Origin of the sequence: Salmonella sp. 741265055_HSA (genome assembly GCF_046569525.1) — a bacterium.
Taxonomy (GTDB): domain Bacteria; phylum Pseudomonadota; class Gammaproteobacteria; order Enterobacterales; family Enterobacteriaceae; genus Salmonella; species Salmonella enterica.
Map to the genome: position 1 here is coordinate 15,101 of NZ_JBKFSQ010000042.1, position 19,393 is coordinate 34,493.

Below are 19,393 nucleotides of genomic sequence, written 5' to 3' on the forward strand. Positions count from 1 at the left end.
TCGAGAAATCTGAAGATGTCTGAACCACGTTTCGTTCACCTGCGGGTGCACAGCGACTACTCTATGATCGATGGGCTGGCGAAGACCGGGCCGCTGGTGAAAAAGGCGGCCTCATTAGGTATGCCTGCGCTGGCGATCACCGATTTTACCAACCTCTGCGGTCTGGTGAAGTTCTACGGAGCGGGTCATGGCGCGGGCATTAAACCCATCGTCGGGGCGGACTTTAACGTTCACAACGAACTGCTGGGAGATGAGCTGACTCATCTGACGGTACTGGCGGCGAATAATACGGGATACCAGAACCTGACGTTGCTGATCTCGAAAGCGTATCAGCGCGGCTACGGCGCGGCAGGCCCGATTATCGAGCGCGACTGGCTGGTAGAGCTTAAAGAAGGTTTGATCCTGCTTTCCGGCGGGCGCATGGGCGACGTAGGCCGCTGTCTGCTACGCGGCAACCAGGCGCTGGTGGAAGAGTGCGTTGCTTTCTATGAAGCGCATTTTCCCGATCGCTACTTTCTGGAACTGATCCGTACCGGCAGACAGGATGAAGAGACCTATCTCCATGCTGCGGTTGAACTGGCTGAGGCACGTGGTTTGCCGGTTGTCGCGACAAACGATGTCCGTTTTCTTGAAAGCGATGATTTTGACGCCCATGAAATTCGTGTCGCGATCCACGACGGTTTCACGCTTGACGATCCTAAGCGTCCGCGCAATTACTCGCCGCAGCAATATATGCGCAGCATCGATGAGATGTGCGAGCTGTTCGCCGATATTCCGGAGGCGCTGGAAAATACGGTGGAGATTGCCAAACGCTGCAACGTAACGGTGCGTCTGGGTGAATATTTCCTGCCGCAGTTCCCGACCGGCGATATGACCACCGAAGATTATCTGGTCAAAAAATCGAAAGAGGGGCTGGAAGAGCGTCTGGCTTTCCTGTTTCCGGACGAAGAAGAGCGCAAAAAGCGTCGCCCGGAATATGACGAGCGTCTGGATATTGAACTACAGGTTATCAACCAGATGGGGTTCCCTGGCTACTTCCTCATCGTGATGGAGTTTATCCAGTGGTCAAAAGATAACGGCGTGCCGGTAGGGCCGGGACGTGGTTCCGGGGCCGGTTCGCTGGTGGCCTACGCGCTGAAAATTACCGACCTTGATCCGCTGGAATTTGACCTGCTGTTCGAACGTTTCCTGAACCCGGAACGTGTCTCGATGCCTGACTTCGACGTTGACTTCTGTATGGAGAAACGCGACCAGGTGATTGAGCACGTCGCAGACATGTACGGGCGTGATGCGGTATCGCAAATTATCACCTTCGGTACGATGGCGGCGAAAGCCGTTATCCGCGATGTGGGCCGCGTGCTGGGGCATCCGTACGGTTTTGTCGATCGTATCTCGAAGCTGGTGCCGCCCGATCCGGGCATGACGCTGGCAAAAGCCTTTGAAGCGGAACCGCAACTGCCGGAAATTTACGAAGCGGACGAAGAGGTCAGAGCGCTGATCGATATGGCGCGTAAGCTTGAAGGCGTCACGCGTAACGCCGGTAAGCACGCTGGCGGCGTGGTCATCGCGCCGACCAAAATTACCGACTTTGCGCCGCTGTACTGCGATGAAGAGGGCAAGCATCCGGTTACCCAGTTTGATAAAAGCGACGTGGAATATGCCGGGCTGGTGAAGTTCGACTTCCTCGGTTTGCGTACGCTGACCATCATCAACTGGGCGCTGGAGATGATCAACAAGCGGCGCGAGAAAAACGGCGAGCCGCCGCTGGATATCGCCGCCATTCCGCTGGACGATAAAAAAAGCTTCGACATGCTGCAGCGCTCGGAAACCACGGCGGTCTTCCAGCTTGAATCGCGCGGCATGAAAGATCTGATCAAACGTCTGCAGCCGGACTGCTTTGAAGATATGATCGCGCTGGTGGCCCTGTTCCGTCCCGGTCCGTTGCAGTCAGGGATGGTAGATAACTTTATCGACCGTAAGCACGGTCGTGAAGAACTCTCTTACCCGGACGTTCAGTGGCAGCATGAAAGCCTGAAGCCGGTACTGGAGCCGACCTACGGCATCATTCTGTATCAGGAACAGGTGATGCAGATTGCCCAGGTACTTTCCGGGTATACTCTCGGCGGCGCGGATATGCTGCGTCGTGCGATGGGTAAGAAAAAGCCGGAGGAGATGGCCAAACAGCGTTCCGTTTTTGAAGAGGGCGCGAAAAAGAACGGTATTGACGGCGAACTGGCGATGAAAATCTTTGACCTGGTGGAGAAATTCGCCGGTTACGGGTTTAACAAATCGCACTCCGCAGCCTATGCGCTGGTTTCTTACCAGACGCTATGGCTAAAGGCGCACTATCCGGCTGAATTTATGGCGGCGGTGATGACTGCCGATATGGACAACACCGAGAAGGTCGTCGGCCTGGTGGACGAATGCTGGCGGATGGGACTGAAAATTCTGCCGCCGGATATTAACTCCGGATTGTACCATTTCCACGTTAACGATGAGGGCGAGATCGTCTACGGCATCGGCGCGATCAAAGGCGTCGGCGAAGGGCCGATCGAAGCGATCATCGACGCGCGTAATCAGGGCGGCTATTTCCGCGAACTGTTTGATCTGTGCGCGCGGACCGACACCAAAAAGCTCAACCGCCGGGTGCTGGAAAAGCTGATCATGTCCGGGGCGTTCGACCGCCTGGGGCCGCACCGCGCCGCGCTGATGAACTCATTGGGCGATGCGCTGAAAGCCGCCGACCAGCACGCCAAAGCGGAAGCTATCGGTCAGGCGGATATGTTCGGCGTACTGGCGGAAGAGCCGGAGCAAATCGAGCAATCCTATGCCAGCTGCCAGCCGTGGCCGGAGCAGGTGGTGTTAGATGGGGAACGTGAAACGTTGGGGCTGTACCTGACGGGCCACCCTATCAATCAGTATTTAAAAGAAATTGAGCGCTATGTCGGCGGGGTAAGGCTCAAAGACATGCATCCGACAGAACGTGGTAAAGTCACCACGGCTGCGGGGCTCGTGATTGCCGCAAGGGTTATGGTCACCAAGCGCGGCAATCGTATCGGCATCTGTACGCTGGATGACCGTTCCGGGCGTCTGGAAGTGATGTTATTTACCGACGCGCTGGATAAATACCAGCAGTTGCTGGAAAAAGACCGCATACTTATCGTCAGCGGACAGGTCAGCTTTGATGACTTCAGCGGGGGGCTTAAAATGACCGCCCGCGAAGTGATGGATATTGACGAAGCTCGCGAAAAATACGCTCGCGGGCTTGCTATCTCGCTGACGGACAGGCAAATTGATGACCAGCTTTTAAACCGACTCCGTCAGTCTCTGGAACCCCACCGCTCGGGGACCATTCCAGTACATCTCTACTATCAGAGGGCGGATGCGCGTGCGCGGCTGCGTTTTGGCGCAACGTGGCGTGTCTCTCCGAGCGATCGTTTACTTAACGATCTGCGTGGCCTCATTGGTTCGGAGCAGGTGGAACTGGAGTTTGACTAATACAGGAATACTATGAGTCTGAATTTCCTTGATTTTGAACAGCCGATAGCAGAGCTGGAAGCGAAAATCGATTCTCTGACTGCGGTAAGCCGCCAGGATGAGAAACTGGATATTAATATCGATGAAGAAGTCCATCGCCTGCGCGAAAAAAGCGTAGAACTGACGCGCAAAATCTTCGCCGATCTCGGCGCATGGCAGGTAGCCCAACTGGCGCGCCATCCGCAGCGTCCGTACACCCTGGATTATGTTCGTCTGGCGTTTGATGAGTTTGATGAGCTGGCGGGCGATCGCGCCTATGCGGATGACAAAGCCATCGTCGGCGGTATCGCGCGTCTGGAAGGGCGACCGGTGATGATCATTGGTCATCAGAAAGGTCGTGAAACCAAAGAAAAAATTCGTCGTAACTTTGGGATGCCAGCACCGGAAGGCTACCGCAAAGCGCTGCGCCTGATGGAAATGGCTGAACGCTTCAACATGCCGATTATCACCTTCATCGACACCCCGGGCGCTTACCCTGGCGTGGGCGCGGAAGAGCGTGGTCAGTCTGAAGCTATCGCCCGCAACCTGCGCGAGATGTCCCGTCTGAGCGTGCCGGTTATCTGTACCGTTATCGGCGAAGGCGGCTCCGGCGGCGCATTGGCGATTGGCGTGGGTGATAAAGTGAATATGCTGCAATACAGCACCTACTCCGTTATCTCTCCGGAAGGCTGTGCTTCCATTCTGTGGAAGAGCGCCGACAAAGCGCCGCTGGCAGCAGAAGCGATGGGCATCATCGCGCCGCGTCTGAAAGAGCTGAAGCTAATCGATTCCATCATTCCGGAGCCGCTGGGCGGCGCGCACCGTAATCCGGAAGCGATGGCGGCATCGCTAAAAGCGCAGCTGCTGGAAGATTTAGCCGATCTCGATGTGTTAAGCACCGATGATTTAAAAAACCGTCGTTACCAGCGTTTGATGAGCTACGGTTACGCCTAATCATTTACCTCATTTTTTCCAGGAGGCCGGATAATCCGGCCTCTTTTTTTTGAACGAGGAAAAATGAGACGCCAATGAGTTGATGTGATTAAACGCAACGGCATGTTCTCCCTGACACTGTATCAACTGCCAGGCGTGTGGCCAGGGCAGGCAGTGAACTACCCTTCAAGGAGAAAATTATGGGATTGCAAAAAACACTGGCGCTCAGCGCCGTGGCGGCAGGGATCATGTTGAGCTTATCCGGTGCGCAGGCCGCGCCGCTGCTTAGCAGTAGTGAGCCAATGACCATCAACGCCAGCGATCTGGCGGCGAAAGAGAAAGCGCTGACGGATTTTCCGTTAATGGAGGCAGTGAAATCCTCTATCCAGACGTTGGATAACAGCGCGGTCGAACAAATCGAACCGGGGCGCGCCGCTAACCCGGCAAACGTAAAACGCGTTGAAAGTATTCTGAAAGAGGCCGACTGGGATTATCTGTTCCCGATGCGCGCGCCGGAATACACTTACTCTAACTTCCTGAAAGCGATAGGTAAATTCCCGGCGGTTTGTGGTACCTACACCGATGGACGCGATAGCGACGCTATCTGCCGTAAAACCCTGGCTACTATGTTTGCGCATTTTGCCCAGGAGACGGGCGGTCACGAAAGCTGGCGTGACATTCCGGAATGGCGTCAGGCGCTGGTCTATCTGCGCGAAGTCGGCTGGACAGAAGGGCAGAAAGGCGGCTACAACGGCGAATGTAACCCGGATGTATGGCAGGGCCAGACCTGGCCATGCGGTAAAGATAAGGACGGCGATTTCCTCAGCTATTTTGGTCGCGGGGCAAAACAGCTTTCTTATAACTACAACTATGGGCCTTTCTCTGACGCGATGTATGGCGACGTTCGCCCTCTGCTGGATAAACCCGAGCTGGTGGCGGATACCTGGATGAACCTGGCGAGCGCCGTCTTCTTCTTTGTGTATCCGCAGCCGCCGAAGCCGTCTATGCTACATGTGATTGACGGTACCTGGCAGCCAAACGATCGCGATAAAGCAAACGGCCTGGTATCAGGTTTCGGCGTCACCATTCAAATCATCAATGGCGGCGTGGAGTGCGGCGGCGCAGATGAGAATGCGCAGTCGCTTAACCGTATCGCCTACTACAAAGAGTTTGCCAACTACCTGAAAGTGCCGGTGCCGGCTGACGAAGTGTTGGGCTGTAAAAAGATGAAGCAGTTCGATGAAGGCGGTGCTGGCGCGCTACCGATCTATTGGGAAGAGGACTGGGGCTGGAGCGCCGATACTGCGGACGGTAAAACCTATTCCTGCCAGTTAGTGGGATATCAAACGCCGTATACCGCCTTTAAAGAGGGCGACTACACGAAATGTGTACAGCATTATTTCAACGTTAATGTCGTCGATGATAACGGAACCACTGAACCGGATGTCACGCCAACTCCGGCGCCAGTGACGGATGAAAACGTGGCGCCAGTCGCGCGCATTGCCGGACCGGTCGGTGCGGTGGAAGCCGGTAGCCCGGTTTCACTCAGCGCGGAAGGATCGACCGACGCGAATGGCGACAAGCTCACCTATACCTGGATGTCGCAGGATGGCAAAACGCTGAGCGGCCAGGATAAAGCCGTTGTGATTTTCAACGCGCCGGATGTCACTCAGAACACCCAGTATGTAGTGAATCTGACCGTTAGCGACGGTACGCTCTCCAGCACTGCGGTTTATACGCTGAATGTGAAAGCGAAGGCCGCCGCTGCGGATGACGAAGATAAGACTACCAGCTACCCTGCCTGGAGCAGCAGCCAGAAATGGAATCCGGGCGACATCGTTAACAGTAATGGCGCATTGTATCAGTGCAAACCGTTCCCGGAAGGCTCATGGTGTAATGTTGCGCCTGCCTACTATGAGCCCGGCGTAGGGATTGCCTGGGCCGATGCATGGAACGCATTGTAATAAGATAAATCCTGTCGGTGCTTTGCATCGGCAGGATTGTTACTATGCTTATCTCAGGTTTTTTCAGGAGAAAGCATGAACATCATCGCCATTATGGGGCCGCACGGGGTTTATTATAAAGATGAACCCATCAAGGAGCTTGAGCGTGCATTACAATCCCTGGGATTTCAAATTATCTGGCCGCAAAATAGCGTTGACTTGTTGAAGTTTATTGAACATAACCCGCGCATCTGCGGCGTTATTTTTGACTGGGATGAATACAGTCTCGACCTTTGTAGCGAAATCAACCAGTTAAATGAATACCTTCCTCTCTACGCCTTTATCAATACCAACTCCACGCTGGATGTTAGCGTTCACGATATGCGCATGGCGCTGTGGTTTTTTGAGTATGCGTTGGGGCTGGCTGAAGATATCGCGACGCGCATTCATCAATATACAAACGAATATCTCGATAATATTACGCCGCCGTTTACCAAAGCGCTGTTTACCTACGCCAAAGAAGGAAAATATACCTTTTGTACGCCGGGTCATATGGCGGGAACGGCGTATCAGAAAAGCCCGCCAGGCTGTCTGTTTTATGACTTTTTTGGCGGCAATACCTTAAAAGCTGATGTGTCGATTTCGGTGACTGAACTGGGATCGCTGCTGGATCACACCGGGCCGCATCTGGAAGCGGAAGAGTATATCGCCCGTACTTTTGGCGCCGAGCAGAGTTATATGGTGACGAACGGTACGTCGACCTCGAATAAAATTGTCGGTATGTATGCCGCGCCTGCGGGAAGTACGCTACTTATTGATCGTAATTGCCATAAATCGCTGGCGCATTTGCTGATGATGAGCGATGTGGTGCCTCTCTGGTTGAAGCCGACGCGCAATGCGCTCGGTATTCTCGGCGGTATTCCTAAGCGTGAATTTACCCGCGACAGCATTGCGCGTAAGGTGGAGGAAACCGCGCAGGCGCAATGGCCAGTTCATGCGGTTATCACCAATTCGACTTACGATGGTCTGCTGTATAACACTGACTGGATCAAGCAGATGCTGGACGTTCCCTCGATCCATTTTGATTCCGCCTGGGTACCCTATACCCATTTCCATCCGATCTACCAGGGGAAAAGCGGGATGAGCGGCGATCGGGTGCCCGGAAAAGTGATTTTCGAAACGCAATCCACCCATAAAATGCTGGCGGCTTTTTCGCAGGCGTCGCTTATTCATATCAAAGGGGAATATGACGAAGAGACGTTTAACGAAGCGTTTATGATGCACACTTCCACATCGCCGAGCTATCCCATTGTCGCCTCTATCGAGACCGCGGCGGCGATGCTGCGCGGCAATCCAGGGAAAAGATTGATTCATCGTTCGGTGGAGCGGGCGCTCCATTTTCGTAAAGAGGTACAGCGGTTACGTGAAGAGTCCGATAGCTGGTTCTTTGATATCTGGCAGCCGGAAGAGGTTGATGAGGCCGAATGCTGGCCGGTCACGCCGGGAGAAACCTGGCATGGCTTCACCGATGCCGATGACGATCATATGTTTCTCGATCCGGTTAAGGTGACAATCCTGACGCCGGGGATGGATGAACAGGGCAACATGAGCGAAGAGGGGATACCCGCCGCGCTGGTGGCGAAGTTCCTCGATGAGCGAGGCGTGGTGGTGGAAAAAACCGGGCCGTATAATCTGCTGTTTTTGTTCAGCATAGGGATTGATAAGACCCGTGCGATGGGGCTGCTGCGCGGACTGACGGAATTTAAACGCGCCTACGATCTTAACCTGCGCGTCAAAAATATGTTGCCGGATCTGTATGCGGAAGATCCGGATTTTTATCGCAATATGCGCATTCAGGATCTGGCGCAGGGGATTCATAAACTGATCCGCCAGCACGATCTTCCGGGGCTGATGCTGCGGGCGTTCGAGGTTTTACCGGAGATGATCATGACCCCGCACCAGGCCTGGCAGCGTCAGATCAAAGGCGAGGTGGAAACCGTGGCGCTCGATCAACTGCCAGGGCGCGTTTCCGCGAATATGATCCTGCCTTATCCGCCAGGCGTTCCGCTGTTGATGCCCGGCGAGAGGATCACGCAACAGAGTCGGGCCGTGCTCGATTTTCTGCTGATGCTCTGCTCGATTGGCCAGCATTATCCCGGTTTTGAAACGGATATTCACGGTGCGAAACGGAATGAAGACGGGGTGTACCAGGTACGAGTCTTAAAACACGCCTGTTAGCTTGCCTGACGGGAATGTGACGAGTAACGTACTGATAATCAATAAAGGAGACGCTATGCTGGGATTAAAACAGGTTCATCACATCGCGATCATTGCGACAGACTATGCGGTGAGCAAGGCGTTTTATTGCGATATTCTGGGGTTCGATCTGCTAAGCGAAGTCTGGCGGGAAGAGCGTGACTCGTGGAAGGGCGATTTGGCACTAAACGGGCAGTATGTGATTGAGCTTTTCTCTTTTCCCTTCCCTCCGGCGCGTCCAAGCCGACCTGAAGCCTGCGGCCTGCGCCATCTGGCTTTCAGCGTGGAAAATGTGGAAAACGCCGTTGCGCATCTGGAAAAGCATCAGGTTAAGTGCGAACCGATACGCATCGATCCGTATACCGGGAAGCGCTTTACTTTTTTCAACGATCCGGACGGTTTACCGCTTGAGCTGTATGAGCAGTAAGGCTTGTCATTAAGACGCTCGCCAGGTAACGTTGCCGGGCTAAGTCACTATAAGCATGGATCATGACCACTCTCACGTTGAATACCTCGTTACTCTCTTCTCGCCGTATTCTGGCTGCCTTTAGCGGTGGCCTGGATTCTACGGTGCTTCTGCATCAACTGGTGTTGTGGCGAGAACGCCATCCTGACGTCACGCTGCGTGCTATCCATATTCATCACGGTTTAAGCCCTCATGCTGATAGCTGGGTGCGGCATTGCGAAACCGTATGCGAACGCTGGCAGGTTCCGCTGGTAGTGGAGCGGGTGACGCTGGCGGATAATGGCCTGGGTATCGAGGCCCATGCGCGTGAAGCGCGCTACCGGGCGTTCGCACAGACGCTATTGCCTGGCGAAGTGCTGGCAACCGCGCAGCACCTTGACGATCAGTGTGAAACGTTCCTGCTGGCGTTAAAGCGCGGCAGCGGTCCGGCCGGACTTTCCGCGATGGGAGAACGCTCGCCTTTTGCCGGAACTCTGCTTCTTCGCCCGCTGTTGAGAGAAACGCGGAAGACGCTGGAACAGTGGGCTGTGCGGCATGGCTTATGCTGGATCGAAGATGAAAGCAATCAGGATGACGCCTACGATCGCAATTTTTTACGCCTGCGCGCGCTTCCGCTCTTGCAGCAGCGCTGGCCGCATTTTCCTGCGGCAGTAGCCCGTAGCGCGACGCTCTGCGCCGAGCAAGAACGGCTGCTGGACGAGCTTCTGGCCAGCGATCTTACGGACTGTATCACGGCGGAGGGAACATTGCGGCTCTCTCCATTAATGTCGATGAGCGATGTACGGCGGGCGGCGATTTTGCGTCGCTGGCTGGCGATGCGTAATGCGCCGATGCCCTCTCGCGACGCGCTGGAACGTATCTGGCAGGAGGTGGCGCTGGCGCGCGACGATGCCTCTCCCTGTTTACGCTTTGGCGATCGCGAGATTCGCCGTTATCAGTCGCAACTGTGGTGGATTAAATCCGTGGCCGGACAACACGAAACGACGGTCGCCTGGCCCGTCTGGCAAACACCGCTGGCGCTGCCTGCCGGCTTAGGGACGGTACAGCTCGTTCCTGGCGGCGAACTGCGCCGACCGCGAGAGGAAGAATCCGTCAGCATTCGGTTTAAAGCGCCAGGGTTGCTACACATTGTGGGACGTCACGGCGGACGTAAATTAAAGAAAATCTGGCAGGAGCAGGGGATCCCGCCCTGGCGACGAGACACCACGCCGCTGTTGTTTTACGGCGAAACGCTGATTGCGGCTGCGGGTGTTTTTGTGACGCGTGAGGGAGCAGCAGAAGATAAAGAAGGGGTGAGTCTGGTTTGGCATGCCTGATGGCGCTGCGCTTATCAGGCCTACGTATCGCATGGAACGTAGGCCGGATAAGGTGCTTGCACCACCATCCGGCAACAAAATACTCAGGATTCGCTAACTACCACGGTACCAATTTCCGGGTGGCTGAAACTAGCGATTTTATCGAGACGAAGCTCACAAGACTCGCCGGAAACCTCGGCAAGCAGATATTCTACGTTTTTACGTAAGATCAAATCGTTCGCTTTTGCCTGCAAAACCTCGCCATCTTTTAACGTTAGCGTCAGTATTAAATGATGCATGCAGGCAAGCTCAAGACTATCGTAGTCATCGCAATTAATGGGTTGATAAGTTTCATTCATTGACATAATCGCTCACCAGTAAGTTCGCGGCAGCATAAGCTGCCTTTTCCCTGACCGACTCTGAAAGGGCGCTATCTGCCGCCACTTCATTAAGCACTTTCAATACACAACCCAGCGCATCCGGGACATACCCTAAGTCTCCGCTGGCGATTTCCGCATACCGCTTGCGTACTAACTCACAATATTTTTCCACATGCCCTCCTGTCAGCATTCTGACTTAACCGTGGATGCAAGTCTAAGCCTACGAAGTTAAATCTTGTTTAGCAAGGTGACTATACCATACTCATTTGCGCAATATCAGCGCCTGACGCGAGTGGGTAAAAGATTCGTTAACAGCCTTTTAGCACGGTTTTCGCTACAATGGGCGCCTGATTCGAAAGGAGTTTTCTCATGGCGCTTAAAGCGACAATTTATAAAGCCGTCGTCAATGTGGCTGACCTTGATCGCAACCGATTTCTGGATGCGGCATTGACGCTGGCGCGTCACCCTTCTGAAACGCAGGAGCGCATGATGCTGCGCCTGTTGGCATGGATAAAATATGCTGATGAACGGTTGCAGTTTACACGCGGGCTCAGCGCGGAAGATGAGCCGGAGGCCTGGCTGCGCAACGATCATCTGGGCATCGATCTCTGGATAGAGCTGGGGCTGCCGGATGAGCGCCGTATTAAGAAAGCCTGTACTCAGGCGAGCGACGTCGCGCTCTTTGCTTATAACTCCCGGGCGGCGCAAATCTGGTGGCAGCAGCATCAAAGCAAGTGCGCGCAGTTCGCTAACCTGTCCGTCTGGTATCTGGATGACGGGCAGCTGGCGCAGCTCAGTGAATTTGCCGATCGTACCATGACGTTACAGGCGACCATTCAGGACGGCGCAATCTGGCTTTCTGATGCTCGGAATAATCTGGAAATACAGCTAACCGCCTGGCAACAGCCCTCATGATTGCCATCTCCCGGACGGTCTCCATAGCCGATAATGAGCTAGAAATTACGGCCATTCGCGCGCAGGGCGCGGGTGGTCAGCACGTAAATAAGACCTCTAGCGCGATTCATTTGCGCTTTGACATTCGGGCCTCTGGCCTGCCAGAGTATTATAAACAGCGTTTGCTGACGGCCAGCCACCATCTGATAAGCGATGATGGCGTCATTATCATTAAGGCGCAGGAGTTCCGGAGCCAGGAACTCAACCGGGAAGCGGCTATCGCCAGGCTGGTTGCCGTCATAAAAGAATTAACCGCGGAGCAGAAAAGCCGTCGCGCAACCCGCCCGACGCGTGCCTCGAAAGAGCGCCGCTTGTCCTCAAAGGCGCAAAAATCTTCTGTAAAGGCGCTTCGCGGCAAAGTTCGTCGTCCACTGGATTGACGGGCAGGAATAGCAATTTCATAAGGATTTTATGGTGAGAACAGCAATATTGTCAGTAGCGGCAGCCTGTACGCTATTTGCATTGATAGGGTGTAATAACCGTGCGGAAGTTGACGCCCTGCAACCTGCGCAGGCGGCGGAATTAAAACCCATGCAGCAAAGCTGGCGCGGCGTGCTGCCCTGTGCGGATTGTGAAGGTATTGAAACGTCACTGTTTCTGGAAAAAGACGGCACATGGGTGATGAACGAGCGCTATCAGGGCGTGCGCGAAGAACCTTCCTCTTTTGCGTCATACGGTACCTGGGCGCGGACGGCGGATAAACTGGTGTTAACCGACAGCAATGGCGAGAAATCGTATTATCGCGCGAAGGGCAATGCGCTGGAGATGCTCGACAGAGAAGGCAATCCGGTGGCTTCGCAGCTTAATTATACGCTTGTGCCTGTTACCGCCAGCCTGCCGGTAACGCCAATGCCGCTGCGTGGTATGTATGTATACAGGGCCGATGCGGCGACCTTTACCGATTGTGCGACCGGAAAACGGCTGCCGGTCGCCAGTAACGCCGAGCTTGAGCGCGGCTATCTGACGGCAAAAGGTGAAGCGGAAAAACCGGTGCTGCTAACGGTAGAAGGGCATTTTGTGTTTGCCGCGAACCCGGACACGGGCGAGCCGGTAAAAACGCTAATAGCCGATAAAAATGCGAAGTTTGCGCCGGGTAAAGATTGCACTCACTAATAAAAGGCCTCGCAGGGTGCGAGGCCTTTACATACCTGCCGGATTGTGCCGGGCAATGCCAACAAAATGTCGTTTAGCCTTTAATCGCCTTGACCAGATAATCAACGATATCGCCGGTTTTAATCAGCGATTTTTCACCGCTACGACGGTATTTATACTCAATATCGTCGTTATCCAGGTTGCGATCGCCAATCACGATAGTATGTGGAATACCAATCAGCTCCATATCGGCAAACATCACGCCCGGGCGCTCTTTACGGTCGTCCATCAGCACTTCAATGCCCTGCGCGCGCAATTCGCTGTACAGCTTTTCCGCCAGCTCCTGCACACGGAAGGATTTGTGCATATTCATCGGCAGAATAGCGACCTGGAAAGGCGCAATGGCGTCAGGCCATACAATGCCGCGCTCGTCAAAGTTCTGCTCGATAGCCGCGGCAACGACACGTGTTACGCCGATACCGTAGCAGCCCATTGTCAGAATCTGGTTACGGCCATCTTCACCCTGAACGGAGGCTTTCAGCGCTTCTGAGTACTTGGTACCTAACTGGAAGATGTGACCCACTTCGATACCGCGTTTGATAAGTAACGTTCCCTGACCATCCGGACTCGGATCGCCGGCGACTACGTTACGGATGTCGGCAACAACAGGCGTCGCCACATCGCGATCCCAGTTAATACCAAAGTAGTGTTTACCGTCGATGTTGGCGCCAGCGGCAAAATCGCTCATGGCGGCAACGGTGCGATCGATGATGACCGGAATCGGCATATTGACCGGGCCGAGGGAGCCAGGGCCGGCATTAATCACGGCGCGAATCTCTTCTTCGGTAGCGAAGGTCAGCGGGCTGGCAACCTGCGGCAGTTTTTCCGCTTTAACTTCATTCAGTTCATGATCGCCGCGAACCAGCAGAGCCACCAGCGGAGACTTGCTGTCTTTCACCGCTTTCACCAGCAGCGTTTTTACCGTTTTTTCAATTGGCAGGTTGAACTGTTCCACCAGCTCCGCGATGGTTTTGGCATTTGGCGTATCGACCAGAGTCATTTCCTGCGTCGCCGCTGCGCGCGGCGTTTGTGGCGCGATAGCTTCTGCCAGTTCAATGTTAGCCGCGTAATCAGAAACATCAGAGAAAACGATATCGTCTTCGCCGCTTTGCGCCAGCACCTGGAATTCATGCGAGGCGTTGCCGCCTATAGAACCGGTATCGGCCTGTACCGCGCGGAAATCCAGCCCCATACGGCTGAAGATACGGCTATACGCGGCGTACATGGCGTCATAGGTTTCCTGCAACGATTCCTGAGAGGTGTGGAAAGAGTAAGCATCTTTCATCAGGAATTCGCGCGAACGCATCACGCCAAAACGCGGACGCACTTCATCACGGAATTTGGTCTGGATTTGGAAGAAGTTCAGCGGCAACTGCTTATAAGAGCTGAGTTCATTACGCACCAGATCGGTGATAACTTCTTCGTGGGTCGGGCCGAGTACGAACGGACGCTCGCCACGGTCGACAAAACGCAGCAGTTCCGGACCATACTGTTCCCAACGACCACTCTCTTGCCACAGGTCGGCTGGCTGAACGACTGGCATCGACACCTCGATAGCACCGGCGTTGTTCATCTCTTCACGCACGATGTTTTCGACTTTTTTCAGGACGCGCAGGCCGGTCGGCAGCCAGGTATATAACCCGGAGGCGAGCTTGCGGATCATCCCGGCGCGCAGCATCAGCTGGTGGCTGATAACCTCGGCGTCGGCAGGTGTCTCCTTCAGAGTGGAGAGCAGGTATTGGCTAGTACGCATGTTGTTACGGTTCCAGTTGAACGATCGAACAGGCTCAATGTGAGCCTGATACAAAAAAAGTGATTTAGTTTACCAGCGTGCAAGAGATGTCAAAAGAGAAGGGCGTGAAATTACCGTGGTTCCAGCGCAAACACTTCAAATCCGGTGTTAACCACACGCCAGCGCACGTTAAAATCATGCAGCCAGACGGCATAGGTTTTGCCCGTCTCTTCACCCTTACGATAAGCCGGGCGAGGATCTTGCGCCAGCACATCGCAAATAAATGTCCGTAGCTGCGGATAACGCCTTTCCAGCGTCGTAAGCTGTTGAGCCACCTCAGCGGTAAAACTCACGGGCATTTCAGCTATCGGCGCCTGTTGTGCATAGCTGGCGGCGGCGTCCGGTAAGGCTTCGGCAAACGGTAAATACGGTTTGATATCCACCACCGGCGTGCCATCCACCAGATCCAGACTGCCTAATTTCAGAATTACGCTCTCTTTCCGGCACTCGATACCTTTTAGCGCAACGAGCGACATGCCAATCGGATTGGGGCGGAATGTGGAGCGCGTGGCAAAAACGCCCATTCTGGCGTTACCGCCAAGACGGGGCGGACGAACTGTTGGCCGCCAGCCGCCGGCCATCGTCTGATGAAAAACAAAAAGCACCCACAAATGGCTGAAAGCTTCCAGGCCGCGAACGGCATCGGCCTGGTTGTAAGGCGCTATCAGATGCAGTTCGCCGCAGGCGCTTTTGACCAGACCGGGCTGGCGCGGAACGGCGAATTTTTCTTTATAGGGGGAGCGAATAACGCCGATTTGTTCAAACTGAAAGCTGCTCATTTCGCCGAAATATTCAGGGCGGACCCGATACAAACCGCCTGACGGTAGCAGCCTGGCGTGCCGCTGGTAATTTCACAGCTGTGCAGCAGGACGGCGTTGGCTTTCATTTTAGATGCATTAATCTGCATACGCTTGCGCGCAGTTGGAATGTTAGGCGGAGAGTCTTGATTTGTCGCCTGGCAGGATTCGCCGCTAACCTCGCCAAGATCGCGGAAAGGTTTGCCGACTAAGTCTTCAGCATTGGTGTAAATCCTGACGGGAGCGGCACGCGGCGCTTTAGGTTTCTCCGGCTCCGCTTTTGGCGGGGTTGCGGTGCTTTGAACAGGTTCAACAGGGGATCTGCTTAGCATGGAACAACCGCCCAGCATGAGTGCCAATAAACAGATCGGTAAAGCACGCATAATATTTCCTCAATGAATGTTCTAATTGCCAGATATTGAATCAGGAGCTTGCATAAATGACAAGACGGGCAATAGCCCGTCCTGAATAATATTACAGATTGTGGAATCAGCCTAAAACTTACCAGCCTTTCACCGCGCCGCCATTAAAAACTTTATTTGCGGCTTCGTACACTTCATCAGACTGGTAAGCCTGAACGAATTTTTTCACATTCTCGGCGTCTTTGTTATCTTCACGCGTCACGATCAGGTTAACGTACGGAGAATCTTTATCTTCAACGAAGATACCGTCTTTCGCTGGCGTCAGGCCAATCTGGCTAGCGTATGTCGTATTGATGACCGCTAACGCGATCTGCGCGTCATCCAACGAACGCGGCAACTGCGGCGCTTCCAGCTCAACAATTTTCAGATTTTTCGGGTTTTCCACTATATCCAGCGAGGTAGGAAGCAGACCGACGCCGTCTTTCAGCTTAATCAGCCCTACTTTTTGCAGCAGCAGCAGGGAACGACCAAGGTTGGTCGGGTCGTTAGGCACAGCGACCTGGGAACCGTCCTGGAGCTCATCCAGAGATTTAATTTTTTTGGAATATCCTGCAATGGGATAGACAAAAGTCTTACCTACAGAAACCAGTTTGTAGCCGCGATCTTTGATTTGCTGATCCAGATACGGTTTGTGCTGGAAGGCATTGGCATCGATATCGCCTTTGCTCAGCGCTTCATTAGGCAGAACATAATCATTAAAGGTCACCAATTCCACGTCCAGGCCGTATTTTTCTTTCGCGACTTTCTGCGCGACTTCGGCAACTTGCTGCTCTGCGCCAACGATTACGCCGACTTTAATATGATTCGGATCTTTTTCATCCTGACCGCAACCTGCAAGTGCCAGAGAACCAATCAGAGCACCCACTGCCGCAAAGGTTTTGAATTTGAACGCCATGCTTATTTCCTTAATGAGTATTTGTGTTGTGTTTAACGTTACTTATGCGTGACAGCCCTGACGATGCGATCGCCGGATAACTGAATTAAATAAACCAGAACGACGAGTAATACCAGCACCGTATTCATCACGGTAGCATTGTATCCAATATAACCGTACTGATAGCCGATTTGACCGAGGCCGCCTGCGCCGACGGCACCGCCCATTGCGGAGTAACCGACCAGGGTGATCAGTGTAATGGTTGCCGCATTCACCAGACCAGGCAGCGCTTCCGGTAAAAGGATTTTACGTACAATTTGCAGCGGCGTGGCGCCCATCGCTCGCGAGGCTTCAATCAGCCCGGCAGGGATCTCTAATAACGCATTTTCCACCATACGGGCGATAAAAGGCGCGGCGCCGACGGTCAGCGGTACAATCGCGGCCTGCAAACCAATGGAGGTGCCGACAATTATTCGGGTAAAAGGAATCATCCACACCAGCAGGATGATAAAGGGAATCGAGCGGAAAATATTGACCACCGCAGAAAGGGCGCGATACAGCCTGGCGTTCTCCATAATCTGCCCCGGGCGCGTAACATACAGCAATACGCCGACCGGCAGGCCAATCACGAAACCGAAGAAACCGGAGACAAAGGTCATCGCCAGCGTTTCCCAGACGCCACGAACCAGTAACCACATCATTGCCTCAGACATAACCCAGTACCTCTACTTTCACATGGTGATCCTGCAGCCAGGCAATTGCGGCTTGCGTCTCTTCTTGTGTGCCGTGCATTTCCGTTAGCATAATGCCGAACTTCACACCGCCCGCGTAATCCATCTGCGCGCTGATAATATTATTGTTCACGTTGAAACGACGCGCGGTTTCAGAAAGCAGCGGGGCATCCACAGACTGCCCGGTGAACTCCATGCGCAGCATCGGCACGCTGTCAGTTTCCGGCGACGCTTTCAAACGCGCCTGGTAATCTTCCGGAATGTCCAGGTGCAGAGTGGACTGAATAAACTTCTGCGCCAGCGGCGTTTTAGGATGCGAGAAGACTTCGCTGACCGTATCCTGCTCAATAAGCTCGCCATTACTGATGACGGCAACACAGTCGCAGATACGTTTCACGACATCCATTTCATGAGTGATAAGCAGAATCGTCAACCCCAGACGACGGTTGATATCTTTCAGCAATTCCAGAATCGAACGGGTCGTCGCGGGATCAAGCGCGCTGGTGGCTTCATCGCACAGCAACACTTTTGGATTACTGGCTAACGCGCGGGCAATCGCGACACGCTGTTTCTGACCGCCGGAAAGATTTGCCGGATAGCTGTCGTGTTTGTCGCCAAGACCGACTAAATCCAGCAGCTCTGTGACACGGCGTTTGATCTCTTCCTTTGGTGTGTTATCCAGTTCCAGCGGCAACGCGACGTTGCCAAACACGGTACGGGAAGAGAGCAGGTTAAAATGTTGGAAAATCATGCCGATTTGACGGCGAGCTTTGGTCAACTCAGACTCTGAAAGCGTTGTCAGCTCCTGACCGCCGACCTGAACGCTACCTTCGGTTGGGCGTTCAAGTAAGTTAACGCAGCGGATAAGCGTACTTTTACCGGCGCCGGAGGCGCCAATGACGCCATAAATCTGCCCGGCAGGCACGTGCAGGCTGACATTATTTAGCGCCTGAATGGCGCGCGTCCCCTGCTGGAACACTTTGGTAATATTCGAAAGTTTAATCATTGGTTATTTATTATCGTAATTAAGTTAGCCGTGGCATTTTCGTCTGTCTAATACGGTCAACGCCGTCAACAGAATGGATGTTAAGGCATCCAGACGTCTAAATCAATCAGGCTTTATACGATGAGCACTTTCTTGCCTGCTGAAACATGCGATACTAGCGCCACTTGCTTTACTCAGGAGCTATAAAAGGTGGCAAAGTCTGTACCCGCAATTTTTCTCGACCGTGACGGCACCATTAATGTGGATCACGGCTACGTACATGAAATCGATGCATTTGAGTTTATAGACGGTGTTATTGACGCGATGCGCGAGCTAAAAAAAATGGGCTATGCGCTGGTGGTGGTGACGAACCAGTCCGGAATCGCGCGCGGCAAATTCACCGAGGCGCAGTTTGAAACGTTAACCGAATGGATGGACTGGTCGTTGGCGGATCGCGATGTTGATTTGGACGGCATCTATTATTGTCCTCACCATCCGCAGGGCAGCATAGAAGAGTTCCGTCAGGTATGTGATTGCCGCAAGCCGCATCCAGGAATGCTTATCTCGGCGCGTGATTTCCTGCATATCGATATGGCTGCCTCTTATATGGTGGGAGACAAGCTGGAAGATATGCAGGCGGCAGCGGCGGCAAATGTCGGGACAAAAGTGCTGGTGCGTACGGGTAAACCGGTCACGGCAGAAGCAGAAAACGCGGCGGACTGGGTGTTAAACAGCCTTGCCGACCTGCCATCAGCGATAAAAAAGCAGCAAAAATAAGCGTTATGGATAAAAGATGAGCGGTTAAAACAAAAATGCATTTTTCCGCTTGTCTTCCTGAACCGACTCCCTATAATGCGCCTCCATCGACACGGCGGATGTGAATCACTTCACACAAAC

At 53.7% G+C, this 19,393-nt stretch carries 18 protein-coding genes; 10 read left to right on the top strand and 8 right to left on the bottom strand.

Going from position 1 to position 19,393, the window contains the following annotated elements:
• The first annotated feature begins 15 nt into the window (after nt 1-15).
• The 6 genes from dnaE to tilS all read left to right on the top strand — a co-directional run bounded on the left by dnaE (nt 16) and on the right by tilS (nt 10,430).
• A complete protein-coding gene (dnaE, locus tag ACLD4K_RS18905; RefSeq protein ID WP_001294832.1) occupies nt 16-3,498 on the top strand; it encodes a DNA polymerase III subunit alpha in 3,483 nt (1,160 codons plus the stop codon).
• Nucleotides 3,499-3,510: 12 nt separating this feature from the next.
• Nucleotides 3,511-4,470 carry an acetyl-CoA carboxylase carboxyl transferase subunit alpha gene (gene accA, locus ACLD4K_RS18910; protein ID WP_183058852.1) on the top strand — a complete coding sequence of 320 codons (960 nt, stop codon included), beginning with the start codon at nt 3,511-3,513 and terminating at the stop codon, nt 4,468-4,470.
• Nucleotides 4,471-4,649: 179 nt separating this feature from the next.
• Nucleotides 4,650-6,413 carry a chitinase gene (locus tag ACLD4K_RS18915; RefSeq protein WP_183058853.1) on the top strand — a complete coding sequence of 588 codons (1,764 nt, stop codon included), beginning with the start codon at nt 4,650-4,652 and terminating at the stop codon, nt 6,411-6,413.
• A gap of 75 nt (nt 6,414-6,488) precedes the next feature.
• The gene (gene ldcC, locus ACLD4K_RS18920) at nt 6,489-8,630 is read left to right on the top strand and encodes a lysine decarboxylase LdcC (protein WP_411012329.1); all 2,142 of its coding nucleotides are present in this window, start codon (nt 6,489-6,491) and stop codon (nt 8,628-8,630) included.
• A gap of 55 nt (nt 8,631-8,685) precedes the next feature.
• Nucleotides 8,686-9,075, top strand: a complete 390-nt coding sequence (locus ACLD4K_RS18925) for a VOC family protein (protein ID WP_000901088.1) — start codon at nt 8,686-8,688, stop codon at nt 9,073-9,075.
• 62 nt (nt 9,076-9,137) lie between these two features.
• The gene (gene tilS / locus ACLD4K_RS18930) at nt 9,138-10,430 is read left to right on the top strand and encodes a tRNA lysidine(34) synthetase TilS (RefSeq protein ID WP_080190955.1); all 1,293 of its coding nucleotides are present in this window, start codon (nt 9,138-9,140) and stop codon (nt 10,428-10,430) included.
• A gap of 83 nt (nt 10,431-10,513) precedes the next feature.
• Here tilS and rof read toward each other — a convergent pair whose 3' ends face one another.
• A complete protein-coding gene (gene rof / locus ACLD4K_RS18935; protein WP_000062330.1) occupies nt 10,514-10,774 on the bottom strand; it encodes a Rho-binding antiterminator in 261 nt (86 codons plus the stop codon).
• On the bottom strand, nt 10,761-10,961 hold the full coding sequence (locus ACLD4K_RS18940; RefSeq protein WP_001518678.1) for a YaeP family protein: 201 nt from the start codon (nt 10,959-10,961) through the stop codon (nt 10,761-10,763). Before ACLD4K_RS18940 ends, rof begins: the two co-directional genes overlap by 14 nt.
• A 197-nt stretch (nt 10,962-11,158) precedes the next feature.
• Here ACLD4K_RS18940 and ACLD4K_RS18945 point away from each other — a divergent pair, with 197 nt between their 5' ends.
• The 3 genes from ACLD4K_RS18945 to nlpE are packed head-to-tail and all read left to right on the top strand — an operon-like array spanning nt 11,159 to nt 12,856.
• Nucleotides 11,159-11,704, top strand: a complete 546-nt coding sequence (locus ACLD4K_RS18945; RefSeq protein WP_001185319.1) for a YaeQ family protein — start codon at nt 11,159-11,161, stop codon at nt 11,702-11,704.
• Entirely contained in the window at nt 11,701-12,123 is a 423-nt protein-coding gene (gene arfB, locus ACLD4K_RS18950) for an alternative ribosome rescue aminoacyl-tRNA hydrolase ArfB (protein ID WP_000560527.1), read from the top strand. The genes ACLD4K_RS18945 and arfB overlap by 4 nt, the downstream gene beginning before the upstream one ends.
• 31 nt (nt 12,124-12,154) lie before the next feature.
• On the top strand, nt 12,155-12,856 hold the full coding sequence (nlpE, locus tag ACLD4K_RS18955) for an envelope stress response activation lipoprotein NlpE (protein ID WP_411012330.1): 702 nt from the start codon (nt 12,155-12,157) through the stop codon (nt 12,854-12,856).
• 73 nt (nt 12,857-12,929) lie between these two features.
• Here nlpE and proS read toward each other — a convergent pair whose 3' ends face one another.
• From proS to metN, 6 genes are all read right to left on the bottom strand, one after another.
• The gene (proS, locus tag ACLD4K_RS18960; protein ID WP_001260687.1) at nt 12,930-14,648 is read right to left on the bottom strand and encodes a proline--tRNA ligase; all 1,719 of its coding nucleotides are present in this window, start codon (nt 14,646-14,648) and stop codon (nt 12,930-12,932) included.
• Nucleotides 14,649-14,758: 110 nt separating this feature from the next.
• Nucleotides 14,759-15,466 (bottom strand): tRNA (N6-threonylcarbamoyladenosine(37)-N6)-methyltransferase TrmO, encoded by a 708-nt coding sequence (tsaA, locus tag ACLD4K_RS18965; RefSeq protein ID WP_411012331.1) that lies wholly within the window; start codon nt 15,464-15,466, stop codon nt 14,759-14,761.
• The gene (gene rcsF / locus ACLD4K_RS18970; RefSeq protein WP_001202315.1) at nt 15,463-15,867 is read right to left on the bottom strand and encodes an Rcs stress response system protein RcsF; all 405 of its coding nucleotides are present in this window, start codon (nt 15,865-15,867) and stop codon (nt 15,463-15,465) included. The genes tsaA and rcsF overlap by 4 nt, the downstream gene beginning before the upstream one ends.
• 118 nt (nt 15,868-15,985) lie before the next feature.
• On the bottom strand, nt 15,986-16,801 hold the full coding sequence (metQ, locus tag ACLD4K_RS18975; RefSeq protein ID WP_000874218.1) for a methionine ABC transporter substrate-binding lipoprotein MetQ: 816 nt from the start codon (nt 16,799-16,801) through the stop codon (nt 15,986-15,988).
• 38 nt (nt 16,802-16,839) lie between these two features.
• A complete protein-coding gene (locus ACLD4K_RS18980; protein WP_001287482.1) occupies nt 16,840-17,493 on the bottom strand; it encodes a methionine ABC transporter permease MetI in 654 nt (217 codons plus the stop codon).
• The gene (gene metN, locus ACLD4K_RS18985) at nt 17,486-18,517 is read right to left on the bottom strand and encodes a methionine ABC transporter ATP-binding protein MetN (RefSeq protein WP_183058857.1); all 1,032 of its coding nucleotides are present in this window, start codon (nt 18,515-18,517) and stop codon (nt 17,486-17,488) included. The genes ACLD4K_RS18980 and metN overlap by 8 nt, the downstream gene beginning before the upstream one ends.
• A 189-nt stretch (nt 18,518-18,706) precedes the next feature.
• On the opposite strand from metN, the gene gmhB reads away from it, so the two are divergent.
• Entirely contained in the window at nt 18,707-19,273 is a 567-nt protein-coding gene (gene gmhB / locus ACLD4K_RS18990) for a D-glycero-beta-D-manno-heptose 1,7-bisphosphate 7-phosphatase (RefSeq protein ID WP_001140158.1), read from the top strand.
• Nucleotides 19,274-19,393: the final 120 nt, after the last annotated feature.

Coding starts and splice junctions, on each gene's coding strand:
- nlpE (WP_411012330.1), top strand. CDS start 12,155: ATGGTGAGAACAGCAATATTGTCAGTAGCGGCAGCCTGTACGCTATTT.
- ACLD4K_RS18980 (WP_001287482.1), bottom strand. CDS start 17,493: ATGTCTGAGGCAATGATGTGGTTACTGGTTCGTGGCGTCTGGGAAACG.
- arfB (WP_000560527.1), top strand. CDS start 11,701: ATGATTGCCATCTCCCGGACGGTCTCCATAGCCGATAATGAGCTAGAA.
- ACLD4K_RS18915 (WP_183058853.1), top strand. CDS start 4,650: ATGGGATTGCAAAAAACACTGGCGCTCAGCGCCGTGGCGGCAGGGATC.
- metN (WP_183058857.1), bottom strand. CDS start 18,517: ATGATTAAACTTTCGAATATTACCAAAGTGTTCCAGCAGGGGACGCGC.
- ACLD4K_RS18945 (WP_001185319.1), top strand. CDS start 11,159: ATGGCGCTTAAAGCGACAATTTATAAAGCCGTCGTCAATGTGGCTGAC.
- rcsF (WP_001202315.1), bottom strand. CDS start 15,867: ATGCGTGCTTTACCGATCTGTTTATTGGCACTCATGCTGGGCGGTTGT.
- tilS (WP_080190955.1), top strand. CDS start 9,138: ATGACCACTCTCACGTTGAATACCTCGTTACTCTCTTCTCGCCGTATT.
- proS (WP_001260687.1), bottom strand. CDS start 14,648: ATGCGTACTAGCCAATACCTGCTCTCCACTCTGAAGGAGACACCTGCC.
- ldcC (WP_411012329.1), top strand. CDS start 6,489: ATGAACATCATCGCCATTATGGGGCCGCACGGGGTTTATTATAAAGAT.
- metQ (WP_000874218.1), bottom strand. CDS start 16,801: ATGGCGTTCAAATTCAAAACCTTTGCGGCAGTGGGTGCTCTGATTGGT.
- accA (WP_183058852.1), top strand. CDS start 3,511: ATGAGTCTGAATTTCCTTGATTTTGAACAGCCGATAGCAGAGCTGGAA.
- rof (WP_000062330.1), bottom strand. CDS start 10,774: ATGTCAATGAATGAAACTTATCAACCCATTAATTGCGATGACTACGAT.
- tsaA (WP_411012331.1), bottom strand. CDS start 15,466: ATGAGCAGCTTTCAGTTTGAACAAATCGGCGTTATTCGCTCCCCCTAT.
- dnaE (WP_001294832.1), top strand. CDS start 16: ATGTCTGAACCACGTTTCGTTCACCTGCGGGTGCACAGCGACTACTCT.
- ACLD4K_RS18925 (WP_000901088.1), top strand. CDS start 8,686: ATGCTGGGATTAAAACAGGTTCATCACATCGCGATCATTGCGACAGAC.